This window comes from Streptomyces showdoensis (genome assembly GCF_039535475.1).
GTDB classification, from domain to species: Bacteria; Actinomycetota; Actinomycetes; order Streptomycetales; family Streptomycetaceae; genus Streptomyces; species Streptomyces showdoensis.
On sequence record NZ_BAAAXG010000026.1, the window covers coordinates 937,622 to 964,565 of the forward strand.

General features: G+C 73.9%; 27 protein-coding genes. 12 read left to right on the forward strand and 15 right to left on the reverse strand.

Annotated elements, in window-relative coordinates:
- Position 1: 1 nt before the first annotated feature.
- The 4 genes from ABD981_RS16920 to ABD981_RS16935 are packed head-to-tail and all read right to left on the reverse strand — an operon-like array spanning position 2 to position 3,235.
- On the reverse strand, positions 2-970 hold the full coding sequence (locus ABD981_RS16920; RefSeq protein WP_046908887.1) for a complex I subunit 1/NuoH family protein: 969 nt from the start codon (positions 968-970) through the stop codon (positions 2-4).
- Entirely contained in the window at positions 967-2,256 is a 1,290-nt protein-coding gene (locus ABD981_RS16925) for an NADH-quinone oxidoreductase subunit C (protein ID WP_046908886.1), read from the reverse strand. The genes ABD981_RS16920 and ABD981_RS16925 overlap by 4 nt, the downstream gene beginning before the upstream one ends.
- A complete protein-coding gene (locus ABD981_RS16930) occupies positions 2,253-2,825 on the reverse strand; it encodes an NADH-quinone oxidoreductase subunit B (RefSeq protein ID WP_046908885.1) in 573 nt (190 codons plus the stop codon). Before ABD981_RS16930 ends, ABD981_RS16925 begins: the two co-directional genes overlap by 4 nt.
- Positions 2,816-3,235 (reverse strand): NADH-quinone oxidoreductase subunit A, encoded by a 420-nt coding sequence (locus ABD981_RS16935; RefSeq protein ID WP_046908884.1) that lies wholly within the window; start codon positions 3,233-3,235, stop codon positions 2,816-2,818. The genes ABD981_RS16930 and ABD981_RS16935 overlap by 10 nt, the downstream gene beginning before the upstream one ends.
- A 213-nt stretch (positions 3,236-3,448) precedes the next feature.
- On the opposite strand from ABD981_RS16935, the gene ABD981_RS16940 reads away from it, so the two are divergent.
- From ABD981_RS16940 to ABD981_RS16960, 5 genes are all read left to right on the forward strand, one after another.
- Positions 3,449-4,630, forward strand: a complete 1,182-nt coding sequence (locus ABD981_RS16940; protein ID WP_046908883.1) for a sensor histidine kinase — start codon at positions 3,449-3,451, stop codon at positions 4,628-4,630.
- Between the two features lie 227 nt (positions 4,631-4,857).
- A complete protein-coding gene (locus ABD981_RS16945; RefSeq protein ID WP_046908882.1) occupies positions 4,858-6,144 on the forward strand; it encodes a sensor histidine kinase in 1,287 nt (428 codons plus the stop codon).
- A 163-nt stretch (positions 6,145-6,307) separates the two neighbouring features.
- Positions 6,308-6,961, forward strand: coding sequence for a response regulator transcription factor (locus ABD981_RS16950; RefSeq protein ID WP_046908881.1), 654 nt, complete (start codon positions 6,308-6,310; stop codon positions 6,959-6,961).
- 328 nt (positions 6,962-7,289) lie between these two features.
- Positions 7,290-9,227, forward strand: coding sequence for a 2-oxoacid:acceptor oxidoreductase subunit alpha (locus ABD981_RS16955; RefSeq protein WP_046908880.1), 1,938 nt, complete (start codon positions 7,290-7,292; stop codon positions 9,225-9,227).
- Positions 9,220-10,272 (forward strand): 2-oxoacid:ferredoxin oxidoreductase subunit beta, encoded by a 1,053-nt coding sequence (locus tag ABD981_RS16960; protein WP_046908879.1) that lies wholly within the window; start codon positions 9,220-9,222, stop codon positions 10,270-10,272. The genes ABD981_RS16955 and ABD981_RS16960 overlap by 8 nt, the downstream gene beginning before the upstream one ends.
- Before the next feature lie 55 nt (positions 10,273-10,327).
- Here ABD981_RS16960 and ABD981_RS16965 read toward each other — a convergent pair whose 3' ends face one another.
- The 4 genes from ABD981_RS16965 to ABD981_RS16980 all read right to left on the reverse strand — a co-directional run bounded on the left by ABD981_RS16965 (position 10,328) and on the right by ABD981_RS16980 (position 16,089).
- Positions 10,328-12,511 carry a bifunctional serine/threonine-protein kinase/ABC transporter substrate-binding protein gene (locus tag ABD981_RS16965; RefSeq protein WP_046908878.1) on the reverse strand — a complete coding sequence of 728 codons (2,184 nt, stop codon included), beginning with the start codon at positions 12,509-12,511 and terminating at the stop codon, positions 10,328-10,330.
- A 2-nt stretch (positions 12,512-12,513) separates the two neighbouring features.
- Positions 12,514-14,754: a bifunctional serine/threonine-protein kinase/ABC transporter substrate-binding protein gene (locus ABD981_RS16970; protein ID WP_046908913.1), complete on the reverse strand. Its 2,241-nt coding sequence runs from the start codon at positions 14,752-14,754 to the stop codon at positions 12,514-12,516.
- Between the two features lie 23 nt (positions 14,755-14,777).
- Positions 14,778-15,614 (reverse strand): hypothetical protein, encoded by an 837-nt coding sequence (locus ABD981_RS16975; RefSeq protein ID WP_046908877.1) that lies wholly within the window; start codon positions 15,612-15,614, stop codon positions 14,778-14,780.
- 85 nt (positions 15,615-15,699) lie between these two features.
- On the reverse strand, positions 15,700-16,089 hold the full coding sequence (locus tag ABD981_RS16980; protein WP_046908876.1) for a winged helix-turn-helix transcriptional regulator: 390 nt from the start codon (positions 16,087-16,089) through the stop codon (positions 15,700-15,702).
- A 103-nt stretch (positions 16,090-16,192) separates the two neighbouring features.
- Between ABD981_RS16980 and ABD981_RS16985 the strand changes: the two genes are divergently transcribed.
- Entirely contained in the window at positions 16,193-17,059 is an 867-nt protein-coding gene (locus ABD981_RS16985) for an NAD(P)H-binding protein (protein ID WP_046908875.1), read from the forward strand.
- Between the two features lie 184 nt (positions 17,060-17,243).
- On the forward strand, positions 17,244-18,191 hold the full coding sequence (gene rarD, locus ABD981_RS16990) for an EamA family transporter RarD (RefSeq protein ID WP_382748323.1): 948 nt from the start codon (positions 17,244-17,246) through the stop codon (positions 18,189-18,191).
- A 33-nt stretch (positions 18,192-18,224) separates the two neighbouring features.
- Here the strand turns inward: rarD and ABD981_RS16995 are convergent, their stop codons facing one another.
- Together ABD981_RS16995 and ABD981_RS17000 are read right to left on the reverse strand one after the other, a co-directional pair.
- Positions 18,225-18,548: a DUF6401 family natural product biosynthesis protein gene (locus tag ABD981_RS16995; RefSeq protein ID WP_046908873.1), complete on the reverse strand. Its 324-nt coding sequence runs from the start codon at positions 18,546-18,548 to the stop codon at positions 18,225-18,227.
- Positions 18,549-18,589: 41 nt separating this feature from the next.
- On the reverse strand, positions 18,590-20,038 hold the full coding sequence (locus ABD981_RS17000) for an MFS transporter (RefSeq protein WP_240495301.1): 1,449 nt from the start codon (positions 20,036-20,038) through the stop codon (positions 18,590-18,592).
- Positions 20,039-20,139: 101 nt separating this feature from the next.
- On the opposite strand from ABD981_RS17000, the gene ABD981_RS17005 reads away from it, so the two are divergent.
- The 3 genes from ABD981_RS17005 (at position 20,140) to dapB (ending at position 22,007) form a co-directional block, all read left to right on the forward strand.
- Positions 20,140-20,580 (forward strand): winged helix-turn-helix transcriptional regulator, encoded by a 441-nt coding sequence (locus ABD981_RS17005; protein ID WP_046908872.1) that lies wholly within the window; start codon positions 20,140-20,142, stop codon positions 20,578-20,580.
- Between the two features lie 160 nt (positions 20,581-20,740).
- Positions 20,741-21,196, forward strand: a complete 456-nt coding sequence (locus ABD981_RS17010) for a VOC family protein (protein WP_205628202.1) — start codon at positions 20,741-20,743, stop codon at positions 21,194-21,196.
- Between the two features lie 4 nt (positions 21,197-21,200).
- Positions 21,201-22,007 carry a 4-hydroxy-tetrahydrodipicolinate reductase gene (gene dapB, locus ABD981_RS17015; RefSeq protein WP_123954642.1) on the forward strand — a complete coding sequence of 269 codons (807 nt, stop codon included), beginning with the start codon at positions 21,201-21,203 and terminating at the stop codon, positions 22,005-22,007.
- 13 nt (positions 22,008-22,020) lie between these two features.
- Here dapB and ABD981_RS17020 read toward each other — a convergent pair whose 3' ends face one another.
- From ABD981_RS17020 to ABD981_RS17040, 5 genes are read right to left on the reverse strand one after another with little or no spacing between them, the layout of a single operon-like run.
- Positions 22,021-22,527: a MarR family winged helix-turn-helix transcriptional regulator gene (locus ABD981_RS17020; RefSeq protein WP_046908911.1), complete on the reverse strand. Its 507-nt coding sequence runs from the start codon at positions 22,525-22,527 to the stop codon at positions 22,021-22,023.
- Positions 22,528-22,537: 10 nt separating this feature from the next.
- Complete coding sequence (locus ABD981_RS17025; protein WP_205628201.1) at positions 22,538-23,404, reverse strand: HEAT repeat domain-containing protein; 867 nt, start codon at positions 23,402-23,404, stop codon at positions 22,538-22,540.
- 10 nt (positions 23,405-23,414) lie between these two features.
- Positions 23,415-23,924 carry a DUF1203 domain-containing protein gene (locus ABD981_RS17030; RefSeq protein ID WP_046908869.1) on the reverse strand — a complete coding sequence of 170 codons (510 nt, stop codon included), beginning with the start codon at positions 23,922-23,924 and terminating at the stop codon, positions 23,415-23,417.
- Positions 23,925-23,962: 38 nt separating this feature from the next.
- Positions 23,963-24,151, reverse strand: a complete 189-nt coding sequence (locus ABD981_RS17035; RefSeq protein WP_046908868.1) for a DUF397 domain-containing protein — start codon at positions 24,149-24,151, stop codon at positions 23,963-23,965.
- Positions 24,148-25,014, reverse strand: a complete 867-nt coding sequence (locus tag ABD981_RS17040) for a helix-turn-helix domain-containing protein (protein ID WP_046908867.1) — start codon at positions 25,012-25,014, stop codon at positions 24,148-24,150. Before ABD981_RS17040 ends, ABD981_RS17035 begins: the two co-directional genes overlap by 4 nt.
- 142 nt (positions 25,015-25,156) lie before the next feature.
- Between ABD981_RS17040 and ABD981_RS17045 the strand changes: the two genes are divergently transcribed.
- Both ABD981_RS17045 and ABD981_RS17050 read left to right on the forward strand, forming a co-directional pair.
- Positions 25,157-25,576, forward strand: coding sequence for an ATP-binding protein (locus ABD981_RS17045; RefSeq protein ID WP_046908866.1), 420 nt, complete (start codon positions 25,157-25,159; stop codon positions 25,574-25,576).
- 259 nt (positions 25,577-25,835) lie between these two features.
- On the forward strand, positions 25,836-26,738 hold the full coding sequence (locus ABD981_RS17050; RefSeq protein WP_046908865.1) for a hypothetical protein: 903 nt from the start codon (positions 25,836-25,838) through the stop codon (positions 26,736-26,738).
- Positions 26,739-26,944 lie beyond the last annotated feature (206 nt).

Genomic DNA, 26,944 nt, shown 5'->3' on the forward strand with positions numbered 1-26,944 from the left:
GTTACTGGATCGCCACCTTCACGATGCCGGTCAGCGCGATCTGCGCGAGGGCGAGCGGGACGAGGGTCGTCCAGGCGAGCTTCTGGAGCTGGTCCTCGCGGAGCCGGGGGTACGAGACGCGCAGCCAGATCACCACGAACGCCAGGACGGCGGTCTTCAGCAGGGTCCAGACCCAGCCGAGCCCGTCGGCGCCGAAGGGGCCGTGCCAGCCGCCGAGGAAGAGGACGGTGGTCAGGCCGCACAGGACGACGATGCCCGCGTACTCGGCGAGCAGGAAGAGCGCGAAGCGGAGGCCGGTGTACTCCGTGTAGGCGCCGAAGATGATCTCCGAGTCGGCGACCGGCATGTCGAACGGCGGTCGCTGGAGCTCCGCGAGGCCCGCGGTGAAGAAGACCAGCGCCCCGACGATCTGCCAGGGCACCCACCACCACTCGAAGGCGTTCAGGATGCCGGGCAGGGAGACGGTGCCGGCCGCCATCGCGACGGACGCGGCGGCGAGCAGCATCGGCAGCTCGTACGCGAGCAGCTGCGCGGCGGTGCGGAGCCCGCCCAGCAGCGAGAACTTGTTGGCCGAGGCCCAGCCCGCCATCAGGCTGCCGAGCACGCCGACGCCCATCACCGCGAGCACGAAGAAGATGCCCGCGTCGATCACCTGCCCGACCGCGCCCTCGCTCGGCCCGATCGGGATCGCGACCAGCACGAGCAGGTACGGGAGGAGGGCGACGGCCGGCGCGAGCTGGAAGATCCGCCGGTCGGCCGCGGCCGGGACGACGTCCTCCTTCTGCGCGAACTTCACCCCGTCGGCGACGAGCTGCGCCCAGCCGTGGAAGCCACCGGCGTACATCGGGCCGAGGCGGCCCTGCATGTGGGCCATGACCTTGTGCTCGGTCTGGCCGACGACCAGCGGCAGCACGAGGAAGACGGCGAAGACGACGAGCAGCCGGAGGGCGACGTCGAGTACGTCGTTCACGCGGGATCGCCTCCGGCGGGGGTGTCGTGGGGTTCGTCGGGCTCGGAGCGGGGGCCCTCGGCGGGCGGCGGGGCCGGGGCCTCGGGGGCTGCGTCGGCCTCGGGGGTCGCGTCGGCCTCGGGGGTCGCGTCGGCCTCGGGGGTCGCGTCGGCCTCGCCTTCGGCGGGCTCCGGGGCCGGGGCCTCCGGGGCCTCGGGCGCGGAGGCCCCGGCCGGCTCGGTCGGAGCGGGCTCCGTGCCCGTCTTCGGCTCCTCGTCGAAGGCCGGGCGGGCGTGGTGCCACGGGGCGTCCGCGCTGCGGGTACGGGGAGCGGGCGCGGGCTTCCGCGGCGCCTCGGCGTCCTGGCCCGCGGCCGGGGCCTCGGGGGCCGGGGTCGTGGCCTCGGGGGCGTCCGCGGCCTCCGCGCGCTGGCTCGCCGAACCGGCGCTCGCGCTGCGGGACCGCCGTACCGGAGCGGACGGATCCACACCCGTACCCGTCTGGCTGGCCGAGCCGTCCGACGCCGACCGGGACCGACGCACCGGAGCCGACGGATCCACGGCCCCCTGGCTCGCCGAACCCTCCGACGCCGTCCTGGCGCGGCGCACCGGGGCCGACGCGTCCGGCTGGGTCGCCGAGCCCTCGGCGGCCGTGCGGGTGCGGCGGACCGGGCGGTCGCCCGCGGCGGCGCGGGCCGGGCGGGCCGGGGCGGGCGGGAGCTGGCCCTTCAGCGGGCCCCACTCGTTGGGGTCGGGGACGCCCGGGGGCAGCATCTGGCGGCGCTTGGGCGCGTTCGGGTCGTGGGACTCGCCCGGTTCCTTGGCGCCGGGCCAGGCCTTGGCCACGCGGGCGGCCAGCACGAAGTCCTTGCGGAGGGGGTGGCCCTCGAAGTTCTCGGGGAGCAGCAGGTGGACCAGGTGCGGGTGGTCCGTGAAGGTCACGCCGAACATCTCGTAGGTCTCGCGCTCGTGCCACGCCGCCCCCGCGTACACCGCCACGGCGGTCGGGAGGGAGGGGGCCGCGTGCGGGACCGTCGTACGGAGGAGCAGCCGGCGGACGTGGCCGGGGCCCAGCGAGGCCACGTGCGCGCAGACGCGGAAGCCCGTGCCCGGCTCGTCGACGGCGCTGAGCCAGTCGAAGTAGGTGCAGCCCAGCTTGTCGCGGGCGATCTCCAGCGCGGCGATCCACGAGGCCGTGGGGACGTCGACGGTGAGCAGGTCGTAGGCCCGCTCCGCCGTCGCCTCCTCGCCGAAGAGCTCCGTCACCGCGTCCGGGAGGGTGTCGTAGGCGTTCTCGTCGAGCGTCATGCGGTGGCTCCCGGCTTCGGGGGCCGCACGAGGCCGCTGGTGAGCTGCGCGACCGAGGGCGCGCCCGCGCCGTAGCGCTCGCCGAGGCTCTCGCGGGCGATCTTCTCCTGGAGCTTGAGGATGCCCTGGAGGAGGGCCTCCGGGCGCGGCGGGCAACCGGGCACGTAGACGTCGACCGGGATGATCTGGTCGACGCCCTTGGTGACCGAGTACGAGTCCCAGTAGGGGCCGCCGCAGTTCGAGCAGGCGCCGAAGGAGATGACGTACTTCGGCTCGGGCATCTGCTCGTAGAGACGCTTCACCGCGGGGGCCATCTTGTCCGTGACCGTGCCGGAGACGATCATCAGGTCGGCCTGGCGCGGACCCGGCGCGAAGGGGATCACGCCGAGGCGGATGAAGTCGTGGCGGGCCATCGACGCGGCGATGAACTCGATCGCGCAGCAGGCGAGGCCGAAGTTGAAGACCCACAGGCTGTAGCGGCGGCCCCAGTTCAGGACCACCTTCATCGGCTCGGGGGCCAGGCGGGCGAGCGGGCCCAGCGTGGGGGCCGGCAGGGGTGTTACGTCCATGCCAGGACGCCCTTCTTGTACGCGTAGAGCAGTCCCACGGCCAGGAAGCCGAGGAAGATGAACATCTCGACCAGCGTCGTCGCGCCGTAGCCGGGCGCGGCGAAGACCGTGGCCCAGGGGAAGAGGAAGATCGAGTCGACCGCGAAGATCACGTAGAGGAAGGCGTAGACGTAGTAGCGGACCTGGGTGTGGGCCCAGCCCTCGCCGACCGGGTCGACGCCGCACTCGTACGTCAGCAGCTTCTCGGGGGTGGGCACGACGGGCCGGAGCAGCCGGCCCGCGCCGAACGCGACGGCCACGAAGAGCACTCCGAGCACGGCCAGCAGCCCGACGACGGAGTACGTCTGAAAGTAGTCCGCCGCGACAACGGTCGGTTCCCGCACGTCCGCCCCTCGGTCTCGGTGTCTCATCGGGTTTCGTTTACGCACGCGAGTCTAGGCCCTGCTAAAGAGACCGTAAGCAGCCGGAGCGGGGCGGTCCGGCCGCGATCCGGCCTCGGTGCGGCCTCGGTCCGGCCTCGGTCCGGGTGGGGTGCGGCCTCGGTCCGGGTGGGGTTATCCCCCCTCTTCCTCACCGACCTCCCCCATGGCGCGCCCGGGCCTCCTACCGGCAGCCTTGTCCTCATGAGTGACCTCACCGCCCCCGACGCCGACGCCCCTCCGCCGCCCGCGCGCCTCGCCTACGGCCGGCACACCTGGAAGGAGGTGGCGCACCTCCTCGCCGATCTGCCGTGCGCGCTGGCCGGTTTCGTCTACGCCGTCGTGACGATCGCGCTCGGTGTGGGGCTCGCCGTCACCGTGATCGGGCTGCCGCTGCTCGCGCTCGGTCTGGCCGGGGCGCGCGGCATGGCCCGGTCGGAGCGGGCGCGGGCCCGCGGGCTGCTCGGCGTCCGGGTCGAGGAGCCGAGCCGGCTGCCCCGGCGGCACGGCTTCTTCCCGTGGCTGTGGGCGCAGCTGAAGGACCCGGTGGCGTGGCGGAGCCAGCTGTACGGCTTCGTGCGGCTGCCCTGGGGCATCGTGACGTTCACGGTGACGGTGGTGTCGCTGTTCGTGCTGTGGCCGGTGCTGCCGTTCATCGCGCGCGGGCTGACCAATGTCGACCGGGCCATGGTCCGGGGGCTGCTGTCGCCCTCCGACGAGCTGGAGCGGCGGATCGCCGAACTGGAGTCGGACCGGGGGGTCGTGGTGGACACGGCCGCCGCCGACCTGCGCCGCATCGAGCGCGATCTGCACGACGGGGCGCAGGCCCGGCTGGTGGCGCTCGCGATGGGGCTCGGCCTGGCGAAGGAGAAGCTGCTCGACGACCCGGACGCGGCGGCGGCGATGGTCGACGAGGCGCACGGCGAGGTGAAGCTGGCCCTCCAGGAGCTGCGCGACCTGGCCCGGGGCATCCACCCGGCCGTCCTCACCGACCGCGGCCTCGACGCGGCCCTCTCCGCGGTCTCCGCCCGCTGCACGGTCCCCGTGAAGGTGGGGGTCGACCTGCCGGCCCGCCCGGCGGAGGCCATCGAGGGCATCGCCTACTTCACGGTCTCCGAGCTCCTCCAGAACGTCTCCAAGCACTCCCGGGCCCGTTCGGCCTCGGTGGAGGTGTGGCGGGCGGAGGACCGGCTGATGCTCCAGGTCCGCGACGACGGCGTGGGCGGCGCGCGCCTGGACGGCGGCGGTACGGGGATGGCGGGGCTCGCGGAGCGGCTCGGCGCGGTCGACGGGGTCTTCGTCGTGGACTCGCCGGAGGGCGGCCCGACGGTGGTGACGGCGGAACTGCCCTGGCGGGACCGCGCACCGGCGACGGGCGGACGGTAGGCCCCGGCGGGACCCGCTCCCGCCCCGCCGGTGCGCGGCCGGCGCCCGGCCGGCGCCTGGCCAGCGCACCGCCGGCGCCCCGCCGGCGCCCGGCCAGTGCACCGCCGGCGCCCGGCCGGTAGGGAAAACCCCCCTCCGCAGACGCCGACCCACCTCATGGTCCCGGCTCCTCCTTCCCGGGAGGCTGGAAGCGACCACCACACCCGCGTGAGAAACGGACCTTCCCGATGGCCTCCCCCCGTCTCCCCGCCGCCGTCCGCGCGCCGTTCGAAGGGCGTACCTGGCGCGGGCTCGGCTACGTCCTGCTCGGTCTGCCGCTGAGCGTCCTCTTCTTCTCCCTCTCCATCGCCTTCTTCTCGGCCGGCGCCGGACTGCTCATCACCTTCCTCGGCATTCCGGTGCTGGCCGGCACGCTCGCGATGTGCCGGGGCTTCGGCGCGGTGGAGCGGGCCCGGGCGCGCGGGCTGCTGGGGCTGGACGTGCGGGCGCCGGAGCCGGTGCGGGGCCGGACCGGCGGGGCGCTGTCGTGGATGGGCGCGATGCTGAAGAGCGGGGCGTCCTGGCGGCACCTGCTGTACGCGCTGCTGCACCTGCCGTGGGCCGTCCTCTCCTTCTCCCTGGCGCTCGCGCTGTGGACCTGGGGCTGGGGCCTGTTCACGTATCCGCTGTGGCAGTGGGTCTTCCCGATGTACGCGGGTCAGGCCGGGCTCCAGCTGTACGGGGACGGCACCCACGACATCTACCTGGACTCGGGCTTCGAGATCGCCTTCACCAGCCTGGTGGGCCTGCTGTTCGTGCTGGCCGGGCCGTGGGTCCTGCGGGGCCTGGTGGCGGTGGACCGGCTGATGGTCTCGGGGCTGCTGGGGCCGTCCCGGCTGGCCTCGCGGGTGTCGGAGCTGGAGTCGGACCGGGGCGTGGTCGTGGACACGGCCGCCGCCGATCTGCGCCGCATCGAGCGGGACCTGCACGACGGGGCGCAGGCCCGCCTGGTGTCCCTGGCGATGGACCTGGGCCTGGCGAAGGAGAAGCTGGCGCACGATCCGCTGGCCGCCGCGGTGATGGTCGACGAGGCGCACGGCGAGGTGAAGCTGGCCCTCCAGGAGCTGCGCGACCTGGCCCGGGGCATCCACCCGGCCGTCCTCACCGACCGCGGCCTCGACGCGGCCCTCTCCGCGGTCTCCGCCCGCTGCACCGTCCCGGTGACGGTGACGGTGGAGCTGCCGGCCCGCCCGGCCGCGGCCATCGAGGGCATCGCCTACTTCACGGTCTCCGAGCTCCTCCAGAACGTCTCGAAGCACGCGAGGGCCCGGCAGGCCTGGGTGGACGTGTGGCGTTCGGGGGACCGGCTGATGCTCCAGGTCCGCGACGACGGCGTGGGCGGCGCGGCGCCGGCGGAGGGCCGCGGCCTGGCGGGCCTGACGGAGCGACTGGACGCGGTCGACGGCGTCCTGGCGGTGGACTCCCCCGCCGGCGGCCCGACGACGGTCACGGCCGAGCTGCCCTGGCGGGCCTGACCGCCGTGGGGGCGTGACCGCGGCGGCCCGCGGGCGGGCGGTCCACCTGGCCGAGTTGAACCCCCGCGCCGTCTCCCGCGTCCTTTCTGCTGCGATGCTGGGGAGCTCTCAGCTCAGGCAGAAAGGCAGGGCCGTGACGGACAAGGGCACGGAGGCAGTACGGGTGGTCATCGCCGAGGATTCGGTGCTGCTCCGTGAGGGTCTGACCCGTCTCCTCACCGACCTGGGGCACGAGGTCGTGGCCGGGGTGGGTGACGGCGAGGCACTGGTGAAGACCGTGTCCGACCTGGCGGCCGAGGGCGCGCTGCCGGACGTCGTGGTCGCGGACGTGCGGATGCCCCCGACCCACACGGACGAGGGCGTGCGGGCGGCGGTGCGGCTGCGCAAGGAGCACCCGGGGATCGGCGTGCTGGTGCTCTCGCAGTACGTGGAGGAGCAGTACGCGACGGAGCTGCTGGCCGGGTCCAGCGTTGGCGTCGGCTACCTGCTGAAGGACCGGGTCGCGGAGGTCCGGGAGTTCGTGGACGCGGTGGTGCGGGTGGCCCGGGGCGGCACGGCGTTGGATCCCGAGGTGGTGGCGCAGCTGCTCGGCCGGAGCCGCAAGCAGGACGTGCTGGCGGCGCTGACCCCGCGGGAGCGCGAGGTGCTGGGTCTGATGGCGGAGGGACGCACGAATTCGGCCATCGCGCGGCAGTTGGTGGTGAGCGACGGCGCGGTGGAGAAGCACATCAGCAACATCTTCATGAAGCTCGGCCTCTCGCCGAGTGACGGGGATCACCGCCGGGTCCTGGCGGTGCTGACCTACCTGAATTCCTAGTTACCTGACACCCTGTCAGATAGTTCGGGACGGTTCGGCCGGCGGTTCGGCGCCATCCGGTCCACGGAGTGGACGGAGGACGCCTCCGCGTGACCGACAATGGACGGAGCGTGACCCTCGGTGGACCCGGCGGTTCACGGAGCGCGACAATTGATAAGAAAACGGCGTCGCGGGCGTCTCAAAACGAGGTCCACCATGCGAGAAGTCCCGGGAAGGCCCCCCTCACGGACGTAGGGTGGGCCACGGGACGACCGGTCGGCCGGTCGTCTTCCGAGCCTTCTCCGCCTCGGCGGAGAGAGAACCCCTGCCGCGAGGGAGGTCCAGTTCAGTGACCAGCCAGGTCAGTAGCGAGGCCGGTGAGGCCCTGGTCGGGGAGCAGCGCAGCGCCCCGGCGACGGCCGACCACGGTTCCGCGAAGGAAGTCCGCCGGCTCGACCGGGTGATCATCCGCTTCGCGGGTGACTCGGGTGACGGCATGCAGCTCACGGGTGACCGGTTCACCTCGGAGACCGCGTCGTTCGGGAACGACCTCTCCACGCTGCCGAACTTCCCCGCGGAGATCCGGGCCCCCGCCGGCACCCTGCCGGGCGTCTCCTCGTTCCAGCTGCACTTCGCCGACCACGACATCCTGACCCCGGGCGACGCTCCGAACGTCCTGGTCGCGATGAACCCGGCCGCGCTGAAGGCCAACATCGGGGACGTGCCGCGCGGCGGCGAGATCATCGTCAACACCGACGAGTTCGCCAAGCGCGCGATGGCGAAGGTGGGATACGCGAGCTCCCCGCTGGAGGACGGCTCGCTGGACGCCTACCGGGTGCACCCGGTGCCGCTGACCACCCTGACGGTCGAGGCGCTGAAGGAGTTCGGGCTGTCCCGGAAGGAGGCCGAGCGCTCCAAGAACATGTTCGCGCTCGGGCTGCTCTCCTGGATGTACCACCGGCCCACCGAGGGCACCGAGACCTTCCTGCGCCAGAAGTTCGCGAAGAAGCCGCAGATCGCCGAGGCGAACGTGGCCGCCTTCCGGGCCGGCTGGAACTTCGGCGAGACCACCGAGGACTTCGCCGTCTCCTACGAGGTCGCCCCGGCGACCCGGGCCTTCCCCACCGGCACGTACCGCAACATCTCCGGGAACCTCGCCCTCTCGTACGGACTGGTCGCCGCCGCCCGTCAGGCGGACCTGCCGCTCTACCTCGGCTCGTACCCGATCACGCCGGCCTCGGACATCCTCCACGAGCTGTCCAAGCACAAGAACTTCGGCGTGCGCACCTTCCAGGCCGAGGACGAGATCGCCGGCATCGGCGCCGCGCTCGGCGCCGCCTTCGGCGGATCGCTGGCCGTGACGACGACCTCCGGCCCCGGCGTGGCGCTCAAGTCCGAGACCATCGGTCTGGCCGTCTCGCTCGAACTGCCGCTGCTCATCGTCGACATCCAGCGCGGCGGCCCGTCCACCGGTCTGCCCACCAAGACCGAGCAGGCCGACCTCCTCCAGGCCATGTACGGGCGCAACGGCGAGGCCCCGGTCCCGATCGTCGCCCCGAAGACCCCCGCCGACTGCTTCGACGCGGCGGTCGACGCGGCCCGGATCGCGCTCACCTACCGCACCCCGGTCTTCCTGCTCTCCGACGGCTACCTGGCCAACGGCTCCGAGCCCTGGCGCATCCCGGAGGTCGAGGAACTCCCCGACCTGACCACGGCGTTCGCCACCGGCCCGAACCACACGCTGGCGGACGGCACCGAGGTCTTCTGGCCGTACAAGCGCGACCCGGAGACCCTCGCCCGGCCCTGGGCCGTGCCCGGCACCCCCGGTCTCGAACACCGCATCGGCGGCATCGAGAAGCAGGACGGCACCGGCAACATCAGCTACGACCCGGCCAACCACGAGTTCATGGTCCGCGCCCGGCAGGCCAAGGTCGACGGCATCGAGGTGCCGGACATCGAGGTCGACGACCCGGACGGCGCGAGCACCCTGGTCCTCGGCTGGGGCTCCACCTACGGCCCGATCACCGCGGCCGTACGGCGGCTCCGGGTGGCCGGCCGGCCCATCGCCCAGGCCCACCTGCGGCACCTCAACCCCTTCCCGAAGAACCTCGGCGAGGTCCTGAAGCGGTACGAGAAGGTGGTGGTGCCCGAGATGAACCTGGGCCAGCTCGCCACCCTCGTCCGGGCCCGCTACCTCGTGGACGCCCGCAGCCACACCCAGGTGAACGGCATGCCGTTCAAGGCCGAGCAGCTCGCCGCCGCTCTCAAGGAGGCCATCGATGAGTGAGTCGCTGCTGCACCTGGTGCCGAAGGCCGAGGCCGCCCAGTCGATGAAGGACTTCAAGTCCGACCAGGAGGTCCGCTGGTGCCCCGGCTGCGGTGACTACGCGGTGCTCGCCGCCGTCCAGGGCTTCATGCCCGAGCTCGGACTGGCCCGCGAGAACATCGTCTTCGTCTCCGGCATCGGCTGCTCGTCCCGCTTCCCGTACTACATGAACACGTACGGGATGCACTCGATCCACGGCCGCGCCCCGGCCATCGCGACCGGCCTCGCGACCTCGCGCCGCGACCTGTCGGTGTGGGTCGTCACGGGTGACGGCGACGCCCTGTCCATCGGCGGCAACCACCTGATCCACGCGCTGCGCCGCAACGTCAACCTGAAGATCCTGCTCTTCAACAACCGGATCTACGGCCTGACCAAGGGCCAGTACAGCCCCACCTCGGAGCTCGGCAAGATCACCAAGTCGACGCCGATGGGCTCCCTCGACGCGCCCTTCAACCCGGTGTCGCTGGCGATCGGCGCCGAGGCGAGCTTCGTGGCGCGCACGGTGGACTCCGACCGCAAGCACCTCACCGAGGTGCTGCGGCAGGCCGCCGCCCACGACGGCACGGCGCTGGTGGAGATCTACCAGAACTGCAACATCTTCAACGACGGCGCCTTCGAGGTCCTGAAGGACAACGAGCAGGCCAAGGAGGCGGTGATCCGCCTGGAGCACGGGCAGCCGATCCGCTTCGGCGCCGCGCTCGACAAGGGCGTGGTCCGCGACGAGGCCACCGGCGACCTCCGGGTCGTCCCGGTGACCCCGGAGAACGAGGGCCGGATCCTCGTCCACGACGCCCACGCCTCCTCCCCCACGACCGCCTTCGCGCTGTCCCGGCTCGCCGACCCCGACACGCTGCACCAGACGCCCATCGGGGTGTTCCGGTCGGTGGAGCGGCCGGTGTACGACACGCTGATGGCGGATCAGCTGGAGAAGGCCGTGGAGCAGCAGGGCAAGGGCGACCTGGGGCAGCTGCTGACCGGCAACGACACCTGGACGGTGGTCGGCTGACGGCCGGCCGCACGACCGCACCGACTGACCGCCGCCCCGGCTCCCGGGGCCGCGGTCAGTCGCGTTTGGCCGCCTCGGCATACGGGCCGAGGCAGCGCGGCCGGCCCGAGACGATCCGCCAGAGGGTCAGTCCCATGAGGATGGCCGCCGAGCTGTCGCTGGGCCGGGAGTCGTAGGACCGCGCGATCCCCCGGTACACCTTGTCGTCCTTCATGAACGTGTTCGCCATGGCCGCGCCGAGGTTCGCCGCGTTCCTCGTGGCGCCGGTCCGCAGCGCCTTCCCCACCCAGAGCACGGCGTCGTACGACTCCACCGCGAACCGGTCGACCGGATCCGTGGCGGCGAGCCGCCAGCGCTTCCGGTAGGCGGCCGCGAACTCCTTGGCGGCCGGGACCGTGTCGGGGTCGGTGAACCCGGCCCCGAAGTACCAGCCCTCGGCGGCCTCGCCCGCCACGGTGAGGAACTCCGGCCGGAACGCGGGCTCGGGACCCCCGCACGGACCCTTGTACCCCTGCTGCCGCAGGGCCTTGGCGCACAGGGCGGCCCGGCGCGGCGACTTCCCCGCGTACATCACGCCCGTCGGGGAGCCGGCGAGCGCGGCCCGGACGGCCGGGCCGAAGTCCTCGCTGTCCGCCTCGACCGGGTGGCTGGTGACCGTGCCGCCGGCGGGGGGCGAGTTCTTGGTGTTCTTGGTGGCGAGCCAGCTGTAGGTGCCGCCCGCCCGGTCCTCGATGACGGCGGTGCGGCCCAGGCCGTGCTCGCTGAGGAAGCGGCCGAAGGGCACGATCATCACGTCGGGATAGGGCCGCACCTCGAAGTAGGTGCGCAGTTCGGGCGTCTGACCCCGGATCACCCCGTCCGGGACGGACGCCACCACGCTCAGCATCGGCACCTTCGGGTCGACGAGCACGTCCGCCGCCGCCATGGCCGTCTCGGTGCTCGTCGGGCCGAGGACGGCGGCCAGGGCCGGGTCCTTCAGGAGGGCGCGGGCCCCGGCGGCGGCCCGCTTGGGGTCTCCCCCGTCGTCCGTCACCTTGAGGACCAGGTCGAAGGGGCGGTCGGGACGCGCGTTGAAGGTCTCCGCGGCGAGGCGCAGCCCGCGCTCCTGGCCGATCCCGTCCGCCTTGCCCGGGCCGCTCAGGTCGGTCAGCACGCCGATCGTGTAAGCCGCGCGGACGGCTCCGGAGCCGGTGCCGCCGCCCGCGCCCGTACCGGCGGGCCCGCGGCCGAGCAGCCAGGCGGTGAGGCCGCCGGCGCTCGCGACGGCGGCCGCGGAGCCGGCGATCAGGAGCCGGCGGCGGGTGGGCCCGGAGGGTTCCTCCGGCGCCACGAGGAGGGTCGGATCGGCGACCGGGAGGTCGAGGACGCGGGCGGAGCTCCGGGCGATGAGGGCGGGCAGGTCGGCCGGGAGCCAGTCGCGCGCGGGCCCGTCGGCCGCGCCGAGCTCCGCCCGCACCTCGACGGCGGTGGGCCGCAGCTCCGGGTCCTTGGCGAGGCAGGCGGTGACGAGCGGGAGCAGGGTGTCCGGTACGTCGTCGAGGTCGGGCTCCTCGTGGACGGTGCGGTAGACGACCGCGGCCACCCCGCCCGTGCCGAAGGGGCGGCGGCCGGTCAGCGCGTACGCGAGGACGCAGCCGAGCGAGAAGACGTCGCTGGCCGGGCCGACCTCGCCGGCCCCCAGGGCGCGGGCCTGCTCGGGGGCGAGGAAGCCGGGCGTGCCGATCATCGCGTCGGTGGCGGTGAGCGCGGTGGCGCCGCTGGTCCGGGCGATGCCGAAGTCGATGAGCCGGGGCCCGTCGAGGGCGAGCAGCACGTTGCCGGGCTTCACGTCCCGGTGCACGAGATCGGCCACGTGCATGTCGGCGAGGGCGTCGGCGAGCCGCGCGCCGAGGGCCCGCACGGTCGGCTCGGGCAGCGCGCCGTGCAGGGCGACGGCCTCGGCGAGCGAGGGCCCGGGCACGAACTCGGTGGCCAGCCACGGCTCCCGGGCCTCCGGGTCGGCGCCGAGGACCCGGACCACCCACTGCCCGGTGATCCGCTCGGCGGCCCGCGCCTCGCGGCGGAAGCGCTCGCGGAAACCGGGGTCGGCGGCGTGCTCGGCGCGGATGAGCTTGAGCGCGGCGAGCGCGCCGCCGGCGGACCGGGCGAGGTAGACCACGCCCATGCCGCCGGCGCCGAGCCGGCCGAGCAGCCGGAACCCCGCGATCGAGGAGGGGTCGGCCTTCTTGAGGGGCTGCACGCTCACGCCTTCTTGGGCTTGTTGGGTTCGGGGGGCGCGGCGCCGAGGTACTTGTAGGCCCCGTTCTGCACGCCGTACAGGAAGGTGCCCATGCCCCGGAGCTCGCCGGCCTCGCCGAACTCGTATCCGCCCATGGCCCCGGTGTACTTCCGCGCGCGCAGGGCCTCCCAGAGGCCCTTGCGGGAGAGCGGGCCCTTGGCGGCCTTCGTGGAGAGCCAGGAGGTGACCATGTTGACCACGTCGAAGGACTCGCCGGTGTAGAACGCCGGGGTGGTGCCGTAGCGCTTGCGGTGGGCGTCGAGGAAGTCCTGGGTGATCTTGAGGGTGGCCGGCTTCTCCTTGGTGTCGGCGACCCGCTGGAGGGGGTCGATGACGGGCGCGCAGAGGAACCAGCCCTCGGCGGCGCTCCCGGCCTCCTTCAGGAACCGGTTCCCGAAGGCGTGCTGACCGACGAACTTCGGTCCGGTGAAGCCGAGTTGCTGGAGGGCCCGGGCGGCGAGCACGGCCGTGGAGCGGACCCCGCAGTGGACGTACGCGTCGATGCCGGCGTCGATCATCTCCCCGATGACCGTGCGGTAGTCGGTGACCCGGCCGGGGATGACCCGGAAGTGCGGCTTGATGCCGGCCTGCTTGAAGCCGAAGCCGACGCCCCTGACGTACTGCCAGCTGTACTGGTCGTCGGTGCGTTCCTGGAGGACTCCGGGGCGGCGGATCTGCGGCAGCAGCGTGGCGGCCCAGGCCATGTAGGTGCCCGCCAGGAGGTGGTTCGGGATGGCGCGCAGCACGGTGGTGTTCGGCGGGCCGGACTCGCCCCGCAGGGTGAGCAGGTTGTAGCCCGCCGAGACGGTGATCAGCGGCGTTCCGGCCTCCTCGAAGGCGGGGAGGGCGGCCTGGCCGGTGTCGTCGGAGGTGGGGCCGAGGACGGCGAGCACGGAGGGGTCCGAGGTGAGGCGCCGGGCGGCGGCGAGGGCGCCGTTGCGGTCGCCGCGGTCGTCGGAGACCTTGAGCGCGAGGGTGAAGGGCTTGCCCTTGTGGACGGCGTTGAACTGCTCGACGGCGAGCCGGGCGCCGCGCTCCTGGGCCCGGCCGATCTCCTGGGCGGGCCCGGACAGGTCGGCGAGGACGCCGATGGTCCAGGTGTTCCGGGGCCTGGCCGCGGGGGGCTTCGCGTCCGCGTCGTCGCGCCGGGAGTTCCACAGCGCGTACCCGCCGCCGCCGGCCGCGAGCACCGCGGCGCCGGCGCCGAGCGCGAGGAAGCCGCGGCGGCTGGGCTTCGCCGGGCCGGCCGGGTCCGTGCCGGAGACGGTGGGGTCGATGTCGGGCAGCGCGAGCATGGCCGCGGAGCGTTCGGCGATCGTGGTGACGACGGGCGCGGGCAGCCACTCGGCGGCGCTGCCGGGGGCGTCCTCGGTGAGCCCGGCGGCGATCTCGGCGGCGGCGGGCCGGTGGGCCGGGTCCTTGGCCAGGCAGGCCGTCAGGAGCGGCAGCAGGCCCGCCGGGACGCCGGCGAGGTCGGGCGCGTCGTGGACGGTCCGGTAGAGCAGCGCGTCGAGGGCTCCGGTGCCGAAGGGCGGGCGGCCGGTCGCCGCGAAGGCGAGGAGGCAGCCGAGCGCGAAGACGTCGGCGGGCGGGCCGATGGCCTCGGCGCGGGCCTCGGCCTGTTCGGGGGCGAGGAAGCCGGGCGTGCCGACGACCATGTCGGCGGAGGTGAGCCCGGTCTCGCCGGTGGCGCGGGCGATGCCGAAGTCGATCAGCCGGGGGCCGTCGATGGCGAGCAGGATGTTGCCGGGCTTCACGTCCCGGTGGACGATCCCGGCCGCGTGGACGGCGGCGAGCGCCCTGGCGATGCTCCCGCCGAGGATCCGTACGCTCCGCTCGGGCAGCGGCCCGTGGGCGCGGACGGCCTCGCCGAGGGACGGGCCGGGCACGAAGGCGGTCGCCATCCACGGCTCGGGCGCGTCGGGGTCGGCGCCGGTCACGGGGACGGCCCAGGGGCTGACGACCCTGCGGGCGGCCTCGACCTCGCGGCGGAAGCGGGCCCGGAAGTCGGCCTGGTCGGCCTGGTCGGCGTGGGTGACCTTGACGGCGGCGAGCTCGCCGGTGTCGGTGCGGCCGAGGTAGACCACGCCCATGCCGCCGGCGCCGAGCCGCCCGAGGAGGCGGTAGCCGGCGAGGGCGGACGGGTCGGAGGGGAGCAGCGGCTGGAGCGCTCCGGGGCGCGGGGCGGGCTGCGGCTCCGGCAGGGGGCCGGGCTGGGCGGTCGGGCTCACGACTGGACTCCCAGCTGCTTCTTGACGCGGTCCTGCATGATGACGTTGGCCCGGATCTGGGCGGTGTTGGTCTCCGACTCGGTGTAGCCGGGGGCACCCTTGACGACGGTGGCGACGGTGACCTGGCCGGTGCGGGTCTGCAGCCAGCTGTAGAAGTGCGTGCCCTTGAAGGCGCTGTTGACGTACGAGCCGCGCTCCAGGACGGAGTCGATCGTGGAGGCGTTGCCGCCGGTGCCGTACGGGACGCCGAGGGAGTTGAGCTCGGTGATGCGCTCGCCGTCGCGCAGCTGCTGGTCGGGGCAGCGCAGTGCCTCCTCCAGGGTCTCGGCCATCTCCCAGTCGGCGTCGGACTCGGTGCGGTGCACGGTGACGGTGGCGGCGACCCGCAGCGGGGCCTTGCCGCCCGTGGCCGGGATCTCGCTGTAGGCGGTGACGCTGTAGAGGACGGTGCGGGGCGTGGTGCCCGCCTCCCACTCGCAGTTCGCGTCGAGGACCGGCCAGTAGCCGGGCTCGCTGAAGTTGGGGGCGCGCTCGGCGTACTCGGGCCCCCAGTCGTCGGGCCCCGCGACCATCGCGAGCGCCAGCCGCTTCGCGTCGGCCGCGTCGCGCGGGGCCTTCTTCGGGTCCGGGGTGAAGCCGGGACCGGTCGGCGTGGCGGACGGGGTGGGGGACGCGGCCGGGGTCCCGGACGCGCTCGCGCCCGGCGTCGCCGTCCGGGACGGTTTCCCGTCGCCCCCGCCGCCGCCTCCGCCCGACGAGCAGCCCGCCAACAGCGCCACGCCCGCCGCCGCCACGGCTCCGGTGCGCAGCGCCCTTCTGCCTGCGTCCTTCACGATTCCCCCACGGTCGCTCACACGATCCCCCGGTCGGTGAGGGAGATCGTACGGCCCCGGGGGTCAACTCGGCGGGGCTACAACGTCATTGGGACGCCCCGCGCACCAGGTCGTAACGTTCGCGCGCCTCCTGCACGGCGGGCAGCCGGCGCTCGGTCCACCGGGCCAGGGCCGTGACCTGCTCGGCGGCCTCGCGCCCGAGGGGGGTGAGGCTGTAGTCGACCCGGGGCGGGATGACGGGCTGGGCGGCGCGGTGCACGAGGCCGTCGCGCTCCAGGGTCTGGAGGGTCTGGGTGAGCATCTTCTCGCTGACCCCGCCGATGGCCCGGCGCAGCTCGCCGAAGCGGTACGAGCGCTCTCCGAGCGCGATCAGGACGAGGACGCCCCAGCGGCTGGTGACGTGCTCCAGGACGCGGCGCTCGGGGCACACGGCGTCGACGACGGTCCGGCCGAGCGGGCTCTCACTTACTTCCACACCAGTACCTTACTTCAAGGTGGGTACTTACGAAAGGTTAGCGCCCGTCGTACGGTGAGTGCAGAACGGAACGCCCCACCCCGCCGCACCACAGGAGCCCCTCATGAGCATCGTCGTCACCGGAGCCACCGGCCAGCTGGGCCGCCTCGTCATCGACGCCCTCCTCGCCACCGTCCCCGCCGAGTCCGTCGCCGCGGTCGTCCGCGACAAGGAGAAGGCCGCCGACCTGGCCGAGCGCGGCGTCGAGCTGCGGATCGCCGACTACGGCCGCCCGGAGACACTGGCCGGCGCCTTCGGGGCGGGCGACCGGGTGCTGTTGATCTCGGGCAGCGAGGTCGGGCAGCGGGTGGCCCAGCACACCGCGGTGGTGGCAGCCGCCAAGGCCGCGGGCGTCGCCCAGCTCGCGTACACCGGCATCCTCGGCGGGCCCGAGGCCGACTTCCTGCTCGCCGAGGAGCACAAGGCGACCGAGCGGGCGATCCTCGACTCCGGGCTGCCGTACACCTTCCTGCGCAACGGCTGGTACACCGAGAACTACACGGCGAACCTCGCCCCCGTCCTGGCCCACGGCACCGTCGTCGCCAACGCCGGCGAGGGCCGGATCGCCTCCGCCGCCCGCGCCGACTACGCGGCCGCCGCGGCGGCCGTCCTGACCGGCCCGGCCGAGGAGCACCTGAACCGGGCGTACGAGCTGAACGGCGACGTGTCCTGGTCCCTCGCCGAGTACGCGGCGGAGGTCGCCCGCCTGTCCGGCCGGGAGATCGGCCACGCGGACGTGCCCGCCGCGACCCACCTGGAGATCCTCACCGGCGCCGGGGTGCCACAGCCCTTCGCCGAGATCCTGGTCGACGTCGACCGGGCCGTCGCGCAGGGCGCGCTGGCGAGCCGCGGCGACGACCTCGCCCGGCTGATCGGCCGCCCGACCACCCCGATCGCCGAGACGATCGCGGCCGCGCTCGCCGACGCCTGAGCCGAGGCCCGGTCCGGCTCCACCCCCTTCAAGATCGGTCAGGACCGTATGGCGATACGGACATGACAGCCCGCCCTGTGCGGCGCTACCTTCGACGGGACAGCGCGGCGCAGGGCGGGGAGGTTCGGTGAAGGACGACAGCGAGGCCCGGGCAGGGCTCCTCTACGGGATCGGTGCCTACGGGATGTGGGGGCTGGTCCCGCTCTTCTGGCCGCTCCTCAAGCCCTCGGGCGCGGTCGAGATCCTGGCCCACCGGATGGTGTGGTCGCTCCTCGTCGTCGGCCTCGCGCTGCTGGCACTGCGCCGCTGGAGCTGGCTGCCCGAGCTGATACGCAGCCCGCGCAAGCTCGGACTCATCACCGTGGCCGCGGCCGTCATCAGCGTCAACTGGGGCCTCTACATCTGGTCCGTCAACAACGGCCAGGTCGTCGAGGCCTCGCTCGGCTACTTCATCAACCCGCTCGTCACCATCGCACTGGGCGTCCTCGTCCTCAAGGAACGGCTGCGCCCCGCCCAGTGGACGGCGGTCGGCGTCGGCTTCGCGGCCGTGGTCGTCCTGTCCGTCGGCTACGGCCGGCTGCCCTGGATCTCGCTCACCCTGGCCTTCTCCTTCGCGATCTACGGCCTGGTGAAGAAGAAGGTCAACCTCGGCGGCCTGGAGTCGCTCGCCGCCGAGACGGCCGTGCAGTTCCTGCCCGCGCTCGGCTTCCTGCTCTTCCTCGGCACCCGGGGCACGCTCAGCTTCGGCGCCCACGGCGCGGGGCACGCGGCCCTGCTCGCGGCCACCGGCGTGGTGACCGCCGTCCCGCTGATCTGCTTCGGCGCCGCCGCCATCCGGGTCCCGCTGTCCACGCTGGGCCTGCTCCAGTACCTGGCACCGGTCTTCCAGTTCCTGCTCGGCGTCGTCTACTTCCACGAGGCGATGCCGCCGGAGCGCTGGGCCGGCTTCTCGCTGGTGTGGCTGGCGCTGACGATCCTCAGCTGGGACGCCCTGCGCACCGCCCGCCGCAGCCGGGCGGCCGTGGAGGCGGCGGGCCGCGAGACGGCGCCCGTCCCGGCGGCGGCCCGCGAGACGGCCGCAGCGCCCCCGGCGACGGCCGCAGCGCCGCAGCCGGTCACGGACCCCGCGTAGCGCCCGCCCGCGGGGTGGCGCCTGAGGCGGTGCCTACGAGGCGGTGCCCAGCAGGCCGTGGTCCCGGATCAGCCGGCAGACCGCGGTGAGCCGCAGCGTGGCGAAGTCGTGCCCGGCCGGTTCGACCCAGGCGACCTCGGCGAGCCGGTCGGTGAACCCGAGGACGTAGTCCCCCAGCTCCTCCCGCCCCACGGCCCGGCGCCGCGCCCCGCGCCGGGCCGGGACCAGGGCGTCGCACACGGCCGCCTCGTGCTGGTCGAGCGCGGCCACGAGCCCCGGCTCGGAGGAGCACTCCGAGAGCCGGGGCCCGTACGTGGCGGCGACATCGGCCAGGGGGCAGCCGGGCGAATCGTTCATTCCTCCACGGTAGGCGCGGGGGGAGGCGCCGCGGACGCCCCTCAGGCCGTGAGCTTGGTCGCAGCGGGGGCGGGCGCGGCGGCCGGACCGGGGGCCTGACCGGGGACCTGACCGGGGTCCGCGTCCGGGCCGTCGGCCGCCGCCCGGCTCCCCCGTACCCCCGTCGCCGCGATCACCGCGCCGACCGCCACCATCGCCAGCGGGACCACGAGCGCCGCCCGGATGCCGTCGAGGCCGCCGCCCGCGATCCCGTACACCGCGGTCACCGCCGCCACGCCGACCGCCGAACCGAACTGCGTGGCCGTGGTCAGCAGCCCGCTCGCCAGTCCCTGCTCCTCCTCCGCCACGCCGTCCGTGCCGGCGATGGTGAGCGGCCCGTACGCCAGGCTGAAGGCGAGGCCGGTGAGCAGCAGGGCGGGGAACATCGCCGCGTACGAGCGGTCCGGGCCGACCGGCAGGAAGAGCGCGTACGAGAGGACGGCGAGGACGAAGCCGCCGAGGATCACCTTGGCGTTGCCGTAGCGCGCGACGAGCCGGGGCGTCAGCGTGGGCGCGAGGATCGCGTCGCAGCCCATCACGAGCAGCGCGAAGGCGGTCTGGAGCGAGGACCAGCCGCGCAGCTCCTGGAGGTAGAGGGTGGCGACGAACTGGAAGCCGAAGAAGGAGCCGACGAAGAGCAGCGCGCCGAGGTCGGCCCGGACCAGCGGGGCGCGGCGCAGCAGCCCGAGGCGGACGAGTGGTGCGGCGGCCCGGCGTTCGACGGCGACGAAGAGCCCGGCGAGGACCAGTCCGCCGGCGAGGACGGCGGCGGTGACGGCCCAGCCGTCGAGGCCGTGCTCCAGGCGGACGATGCCGTAGGCGAGCAACAGCATCGCCCCGGCCGCGGTCAGCGCGCCGCCCAGGTCGAAGCCGCCGGTCCGGACGGGGCGGGCCTCGGCGGGGATGAGCCGGACCGCGGCGGCCAGCACCACGGCGGCGAGCAGCACGGGGGCGAAGAAGACCCAGTGCCAGCCGCCGAGCGTGGTGAGCACGCCGCCGATGACGAGCCCGAGCGAGAAGCCGCCGGCGGCGGTGCCGGCGAAGACGAGCAGCGCCTTGTCGCGCTCCGGGCCCTCCGCGTACGAGGTCGTGATGATCGACATCGCGGCGGGGGTCATGAAGGCGGCGGCGACGCCGGTGACGAAGCGGGCCAGGATCAGCGTCCAGCCCTCCTCCGCGAAGCCGCCGAGGCCGGAGAAGACGAGGAAGACGGCGAGCCAGCCGAGGAACATCCGGCGGCGGCCGAGGAGGTCGGCGGCCCGGCCGCCGAGCAGGGTGAAGCCGGCGTAGCCGAGGACGTAGGCCGACATGACCCAGGCGGTGGTGCCGGTGCTCAGGCCGAGGTCGGCGCGGACGGCGGGGACGGCGACGGCGAGCATGGCGACGTCGATGCCTTCGAGGAAGATCGTCCCGCAGAGGACGAGGAGCAGGCTCCAGGCGCGTACGGACACAACTGTCTCCAGGTCGGGGAGGGTTGGGGTGCGTTCGGTTACGGGAATGAGGGTCGGTTCCCTCTTGTAACCATCTGCATCCTGCGGGAGCATCGGGTGCCATGGAAGAAGGCACTTCGAAGTCACCGAGTCACTGCGCGGATACCGACCACGCCGCGGGCGCCGCGGACACCGACCCCTTCCAGTGGGACACCCGCGAGGACTGCGAGGTGCGGCAGATCCTGGACCGGGTGGCGGACAAGTGGTCGCTGCTCGTCATCGCCCTGCTCGACCGGCGCAAGCTCCGCTTCACCGAGCTGCGCCGCGAGATCGACGGCGTCAGCCAGCGCATGCTGACCGTGACCCTGCGCCAGCTGGAGCGGGACGGCCTGGTGAAGCGGACCGTGTACCCGGTGGTGCCGCCGCGCGTGGAGTACGAACTCACCCCGCTGGGCGGCACCTTGCACACGACGATCCGCACCCTGGTGACCTGGACGGAGGAGCACCAGAACGAGATCGCGGCGGCACGCGAGGCGTACGACGCGCGGGAAGCGGCCGTCTGAGCCGCGCGGGGCCCGGACCTGGCCGGGCCGGGCCGGTCCCGGGCCGGATCCGCCCCGGACCCGGACCTGGCCGGACCCAGGACCTGGCCGGCCCCGGACCTGGCCGGCCCCGACCCCGGCCTCCGACGGTCTGTCAGTCCCTTCCCGTATAAACGGCCCCATGACCACTCCCGTGCACTGGAAGCTCGTCGTCGACTGCGCCGACCCGCACGCCCAGGCCGCCTTCTGGGCCGCGGCGCTCGGCTACGCGGAGGAGGACCACAGCGGGCTGATCGCCACGCTGCTCGCCGCCGGAGCCGCCCCGGCCGAGGCCACGCTCACCGTCCGGGGCCGCGCCGCCTGGCGCGACCTGGCCGCCGTCCGGCACCCCGAGGACCCGCACGACCCGGCCTCCGACACCGGCCTCGGCCGCCGCATCCTCTTCCAGCGCGTCCCGGAGGCGAAGACCGTCAAGAACCGCCTCCACATCGACCTGCACCCCCGGACGGACAGCCGGGAAGCGGAGGTCGCGCGGCTGACCTCCCTCGGCGCCTCGACCCTGCGGGAAGTGGCGCAACCCGGCGGCAGTTGGGTCGTGATGTCGGACCCGGAAGGCAACGAGTTCTGCGTACATTGACCGCATGATCCGAGTCTGCTTCGCCGGAGTCACCGGCTGGACCGCCCCGCCGATCCTCGCGGGCATCGCCCACGCCGCCGACCTGGAGCTGGTCTCCGGGGTCTCCCGGTCGGCGGCCGGGCGCCCGCTGACCGAGGTGGCCGGGGTCCGCTCCGACGGCATCGTGCACGGCTCGGTCGCCGAAGCCCTCGCGGCGACGCCCGCGGACGTGCTGATCGACTACACGAGCGCCGCCGCCGTCCGGGAGAACGTCTGGGCGGCGGTCGAGGCGGGCGTCCACGTGGTCGTCGGCTCCAGCGGTCTCAGCGCCGAGGACTACGCCGAACTCGACGCCCTGGCCCGGGCGCGGGGCGTCGGGGTGATCGCGGCGGGCAACTTCTCCGTGATGGCGGCGGTCCTCGCCCGCGCCGCCGAGCTCGCGGCGGAGCACCTGGACCACTGGGAGATCATCGACTACGCGAGCGCCGCCAAGCCGGACGTGCCGAGCGGCACCGCCCGCGAGCTCGCCGAGTCCCTGGGCGGCATCCGCACCCCCGAACAGGGCGTTCCGCTCGCCGAGTTGCACGGACCGGCGGAGGCCAGGGGCGCCGACGTGGCGGGCAGCAGGGTGCACTCGGTGCGGCTGCCCAGCTTCGTCGTCAGCACGGAGGTCGTCTTCGGCGGCGACGGCGAACGCCTCACCCTCCGCCACGACGCGGGCCCGACCCCCGACCCGTACACGGCGGGCACGCTGCTCGCCGTGCGGCGGGTGGGCGAGGCGGTGGGCGTGCGGCGGGGGCTGGGCTCGGTGCTCTTCGACGCGAAGGGGTAGCCGGAAGGCACGGCTAGGAGTGCCGGGCCCCGGCGCCCTCGACGTTGGCGATCATCGTGCGCAGCACCTTGAGCGCGGCCACGTACTCCTCGTCGCCGATCCCCTCGTGGACGACCGCGCGCAGCTCGGTGACGAGCGCGCGCAGCCGCAGCCGGGCGGCCTCGCCCTCGTCGGTGAGGTGGAGCCGCTGATCGGCGTCCGTACGCAGCCACCCGCGGTGGACCAACTGGTCGACGACCCGGCCGATCTCGTCCGGCCCGTCCGCGAGGGGGGTCAGCTGGGCGACCGCGTCCGCGCGGCTCGGCGCCTCGGGACCCCCGTGCACGCGGTTGAGCACCCAGTACTGCGGCTGCGTGACGTCGATCCGGGCCATGGCGTCCCGCAGGTGCCGGGTGACGGCCGCGTGGGCGAGCCCGCTCCAGTAGCCGATCGGCTGGCTGGCCAGCGCGGCGTCGGTGGCGGCGGGGTCGGCGGGGGCCTGGTCGGTGGCGGGGGCGGCGCTGCCGCCTGACGGTTTCATGATCACGACGCTACCTCCGCTCCAGCCGGAGCGCGTCGCCTACCGAACGGGCCCCCGGCGGCTCCGGGATCCGCCGGCACTCCGGATCGCGGACCTCCTCCACCGCCGCCCGGACGTCCGCGTGCGGGTCTTCGGCCAGCCCGTCCAGGAGCTCGGCGACCCCGGGTGTGGTCCAACGGCCGACCGCCCACACCAGGTCTTGCCGCACCCGGGGGTCGGGATGGCCGGCGAGGCGGCTCAACTCGGCGAGCGGGCCGCGCCGGCGCATCCCGAACCAGTACAGCGCCTCCCGCAGCGCGGCCGGGTCCCCCGGGTCGGCCGCCTCGACCCGGGCGAGCAGCACCCGGACCGGGGGCGGCGGCCCGTCCAGGGGGTGCGGCAGCCGTTCGCGCAGGCGCCGCGCCCCGTACCCGCCGCGCTCGCGGCACCCGAAACAGGTGCAGGGGCGCCTGCCGTGCGCGTCCGGCACGTACCGCCAGCCCGCCACCTGCGGCGCGGGGCGGACCCGGTGCACCTCGCGCGGCCGGATCGCCCGGGGCACGAACACCTCCCACCCGCGCGGATCCTCCAGCGCCCCGATCCGCCGCACCGCCTCCGCCGCGGGAACGGCGGCCTGGGCGCCCAGCACCCGGTCGCCGTAGCGGCCGACGAACACGTCCTGGGCGTCGTCGACGCGCACGTGCACCGCCACCAGCCCGCCCCGCGTGCCGAACCGGGCCAGCTCGCGCAGCCATTGGTGGGTGAGGGTGTACGACGGCAGCACCGGGAAGCAGTAGACGCCCCGGGCGCCGCCCTGCCCGTGCGACACCGCCCGGATCCCGGACCGCCGGATGCGCGGCGCGTTCGCCGCCGAAGTCAGGTGCACGAACATCGCCATGCCACGGATGCTAGGCGCGCCGCACTTCGAACTGGAAGCAGCCGTACTCCACGGCCCGTACGTGCACGAGGGCGACGGCGGGATCGGCGAAGGCCTCCTCGAAGCCCCGGTCGAAGCCCTCGGCGGGGACCTCGGGGATCTCCATCAGCCGCCCGCCGACGATCCGGCCGCGGGCGTCGTAGCGACGGAGGGTGCGCAGGGCGCCGGGCCGGTCGAAGGGGTACGTCTTGGGGTCGCCGTCGGGCCCCCCGCACTCCTCGGCGTGGATGAACACGGGCCCCTGCTCGTCGTACGCCCCGGGCGCGGCCCCCGTCTCGGCCGCCCAGCGCCGCAGCGGGGCGTACGCGACGAGCGCGATCGACTCGCCCTCCTGGACGCCGCGGAGACAGCAGCGCAGCGGGCTGCCGGCGGCGTCCGCGGTGGCGGCGTAGGGGACGCAGGGGCGGCCGGCGTCGTCGGTGCGGCGGAGCTCGGCGAGGGCGGCGGGCGGGATGGGGAGTGCGGTGTAGGTGGTTGCCATGCGTCCACCCTCACGCGCACCCGACCCCGACGCTGGCGCTATTCGGACGCGAAGCTCACGAACCCGGCCCAGGCGTCCCGCCCGAACCCGAGCCGGGCCCCGTCGGCGTCCTTGGAGTCGCGGACGTGGACGGTGCCGGGGGCGGCGGCGACCTCGACGCAGTCAGTGCCTTCGCTGTTGCTGCTGTAGCTGCTCTTGAACCAAGCCAGCTCGGACGTGCGGATCATGTCTCTCCCAGCACTTGCTCGATGAAAGCCCGTGACTCCCCAGGGGTGAGAGCCTGAGCCCGGATGATGCCATGGCGCAGCTCCAAGATCCGAAGCCGTTTGGGATCGTGGACCGGACGACCGTTGAAGATGCCGTCGGAGCGCCCCACCGCCGTGCCGTCACCGAACTTCAGCAGTTCGATCAACCCTCCCGACCCTGGGTGGTCAGCGCGATCGGTCGGCATCACCTGGATCTCGACGTTGGGCAGCTCACCCACCTCCAGGAGTCGTTCGAGCTGACGACGCAGGACCATTCTCCCTCCGATGGGCCGCCGCAGAGTCACCTCTTCCTGGACGAAGCTGAACTCAGGGCCCGGGTCCTTCTCCAGAACCGCCCGGCGCGCCGTCCTCGCTTTGACGAGCCGCTCCAGCTCCTCCGGCCCGTACGCCGGTCGCCTCGTCCGGAGCAGCGCCCACGTGAACTCCTCGGTCTGCAGTAGCCCGTGGATGCTGTAGTTGAAGTACATCGAGAATTCGACCGCCTTCGCCTCCAGCTTCGCGAGGTTTCGCACCTCCTTGGGATAGCGCACCTCCTCCACGTCCTTCTTCATCGCCGAGATGAGCCCGCCCGCACCCAGCACCTCGTCCGACCTGTCCAGGAACTCGGGACGCGGAATGCGCACCCCGCGCTCGACCTTGCGCACCAGGTCCTCGCCGTAGCCGATCCGGTCCCCCAGCTCGACCGGCCGCAACCCCTTCGACTCCCGCCACAACCGGACCTGCCGGCCGACCGTGGCGATGACGGCCGCGCCCGACTCGTCACCCGGCTCGACCTCCCAGCCGGCGTCCTCGGTCTCCGCACCGTCCACATCGTTCACGCTCATGCGCGCCCACCTCCTTCGGCCCCGCCCTACCCCCCGGGTGGCCCGGGACAGTCAGGACAGGACCGGACAGTCGCGGGACAGTAACCGTACGTAAGGGCATGTTCGATGGGCAGCGTAAGCAGCCACCGCCACGCTGGGTGACATGAATCAGGAACCCACCCAACTCTTGGCGTCCGTACGCCAATTCGGAATCCAGCTCTCCGCGACCCGCCGCGGCGCCCGCCTGGCCAGGCTCCTGGCCGTGGAGCAGCTGCGTTCCTGGGAGCTGGCGTACGTGGCGGAGCCGGCGGCGCAGATCGTCGCGGAACTCGCCGCGAACGCGGTGACGCACGGCCACGTGGCGGGCCGGGACTTCCACCTCGCGCTGTTCGCGTCGGGGGACGCGCTGCGGATCGAGGTCACGGACACGCGGGGTGACCGCCTCCCCCGGCTCGGGCGGCCGGGCGAGGCCGAGTCGGGGCGCGGGCTGCTCATCGTGGAGGGGCTGGCGGCGCGCGGCTGGGGCGTGCGGCTCGGGCCCGTGCCCCGGAAGACGGTGTGGGCGGAACTGGCCCTGAAATGACGGGCCCGCGTCGCGGACGTTCGCGACGCGGAGGCCCGCGCCGTAAAGGCTTTAAAGCCCGGGGGAAATCCCCCTCCCAACCCCTCCAGCCTCCCCCGGCCGCCCATCACCCGGACGGGTGACTTCGACCAACTGGGCTGGATTTGGCGCGGGTTGCGTGGCATATGCTCTCGCTCACCACCCGACACATACGTCGGCCCCCGGCCGGGACTGGCATCCCGATCGAGGGCCTGACCACCGAGGAAGAAGCACCTTCCCGATGGATACACAGAAGACTAGCGCGCGCCCGTCCGCTGCCGGGCTCGTACACGTCAATGTCCGCCACACGACCCGGTACACGGTCGTCGGCAACCACCTCGCCCAGCACCGCGGGCTCTCGTTCACCGCGAAGGGGCTGGCCCTCTACCTCCAGTCGCTGCCCGCCGGTGCCGCCGTGGGCGTCAAGGCCCTCGCCGCGCAGCACCCGGAGAGCGAGCTGCGCGTCGCGGCGGCGATGCGGGAGCTGGAGAAGCACGGGTACGTGAAGCGGACCAGGGAGCGCCTGCCGAGCGGACGCTTCCTGCCGCGCACCATCTCGTACAACCGGCCGGGGGCTGAGCCCGAGCCCGTACGCGCGACGCGGAAGCCGGCGGCGCCGACGCCGGTACGGGAAGGGCGACGCGAGACGCCACCGCCGCCGCAGCTCCCACCGCCCCCGCCACCCCCGTCCGCCCCGCCGTCCCCACCCGTCGCGCCGCTCGCGGAGCGCGACCTGCCTGCCGCCGCACTCCTGGCCGAACTCCGCGTCCGCGATCCCCGGCTGCTACTCGGGGTGCGGGACATCGAACGCCTGGCTCCGGGGGTGACGGCGTGGCTGGAACGGGGAGCCCGTCCCGACGCGGTGAGCCGCACGCTCGCGGCGGGGCTGCCGGAGGACCTGGCCCACCCGGCCGGGCTGCTGGCCCACCGCCTCGCGGCGCAGCTGCCGCCGCCGACGGCCGTGGTCTCCCCGACGGCCGCGGTCTCCCCGACGGCCGTCGTCTCCCCGACCGGCCGGATGACGCTCACGTCACCCCGCTCGCCGTTCGCGGAATGCGAGGACTGCGGCCGCCCGTTCCGGGGCGCCCCGGCACCGGACGGCCTGTGCGCCGACTGCCGCGACACCGACACCGAGGCCGCCTAGCTAGCCGCCCCCTCGGGAACTGTCACGCCTCTTTTCGGGCTTTTGGGGCCTCCGGCACCTTGATGCCGTTTCGCGGCGAAGCGGGGTGAAAATCAGTCATAGTCACGCGATGTCATGCCGTTCTGTGAGCGAACTGCGTAGTTTCTGGGCTCGGTTCGGGACGTCCCGTGACGCCCGGCCGCAGAGTTCGCCCACTGGAACCGGAG

What these genes read in the sequence shown, in the direction of transcription:
- ABD981_RS16945 (WP_046908882.1), top strand. Translation starts at nt 4,858, where the DNA reads ATGGCCTCCCCCCGTCTCCCCGCCGCCGTCCGCGCGCCGTTCGAAGGG.
- ABD981_RS17005 (WP_046908872.1), top strand. Translation starts at nt 20,140, where the DNA reads ATGGAAGAAGGCACTTCGAAGTCACCGAGTCACTGCGCGGATACCGAC.
- ABD981_RS16935 (WP_046908884.1), bottom strand. Translation starts at nt 3,235, where the DNA reads ATGAGACACCGAGACCGAGGGGCGGACGTGCGGGAACCGACCGTTGTC.
- ABD981_RS17050 (WP_046908865.1), top strand. Translation starts at nt 25,836, where the DNA reads ATGGATACACAGAAGACTAGCGCGCGCCCGTCCGCTGCCGGGCTCGTA.
- ABD981_RS17025 (WP_205628201.1), bottom strand. Translation starts at nt 23,404, where the DNA reads ATGGCGATGTTCGTGCACCTGACTTCGGCGGCGAACGCGCCGCGCATC.
- ABD981_RS16985 (WP_046908875.1), top strand. Translation starts at nt 16,193, where the DNA reads ATGAGCATCGTCGTCACCGGAGCCACCGGCCAGCTGGGCCGCCTCGTC.
- ABD981_RS17035 (WP_046908868.1), bottom strand. Translation starts at nt 24,151, where the DNA reads ATGATCCGCACGTCCGAGCTGGCTTGGTTCAAGAGCAGCTACAGCAGC.
- ABD981_RS16930 (WP_046908885.1), bottom strand. Translation starts at nt 2,825, where the DNA reads ATGGACGTAACACCCCTGCCGGCCCCCACGCTGGGCCCGCTCGCCCGC.
- ABD981_RS16925 (WP_046908886.1), bottom strand. Translation starts at nt 2,256, where the DNA reads ATGACGCTCGACGAGAACGCCTACGACACCCTCCCGGACGCGGTGACG.
- ABD981_RS16940 (WP_046908883.1), top strand. Translation starts at nt 3,449, where the DNA reads ATGAGTGACCTCACCGCCCCCGACGCCGACGCCCCTCCGCCGCCCGCG.
- rarD (WP_382748323.1), top strand. Translation starts at nt 17,244, where the DNA reads ATGTGGGGGCTGGTCCCGCTCTTCTGGCCGCTCCTCAAGCCCTCGGGC.
- ABD981_RS17010 (WP_205628202.1), top strand. Translation starts at nt 20,741, where the DNA reads ATGACCACTCCCGTGCACTGGAAGCTCGTCGTCGACTGCGCCGACCCG.
- dapB (WP_123954642.1), top strand. Translation starts at nt 21,201, where the DNA reads ATGATCCGAGTCTGCTTCGCCGGAGTCACCGGCTGGACCGCCCCGCCG.
- ABD981_RS17030 (WP_046908869.1), bottom strand. Translation starts at nt 23,924, where the DNA reads ATGGCAACCACCTACACCGCACTCCCCATCCCGCCCGCCGCCCTCGCC.
- ABD981_RS16995 (WP_046908873.1), bottom strand. Translation starts at nt 18,548, where the DNA reads ATGAACGATTCGCCCGGCTGCCCCCTGGCCGATGTCGCCGCCACGTAC.
- ABD981_RS17040 (WP_046908867.1), bottom strand. Translation starts at nt 25,014, where the DNA reads ATGAGCGTGAACGATGTGGACGGTGCGGAGACCGAGGACGCCGGCTGG.
- ABD981_RS16960 (WP_046908879.1), top strand. Translation starts at nt 9,220, where the DNA reads ATGAGTGAGTCGCTGCTGCACCTGGTGCCGAAGGCCGAGGCCGCCCAG.
- ABD981_RS17020 (WP_046908911.1), bottom strand. Translation starts at nt 22,527, where the DNA reads ATGAAACCGTCAGGCGGCAGCGCCGCCCCCGCCACCGACCAGGCCCCC.
- ABD981_RS17045 (WP_046908866.1), top strand. Translation starts at nt 25,157, where the DNA reads ATGAATCAGGAACCCACCCAACTCTTGGCGTCCGTACGCCAATTCGGA.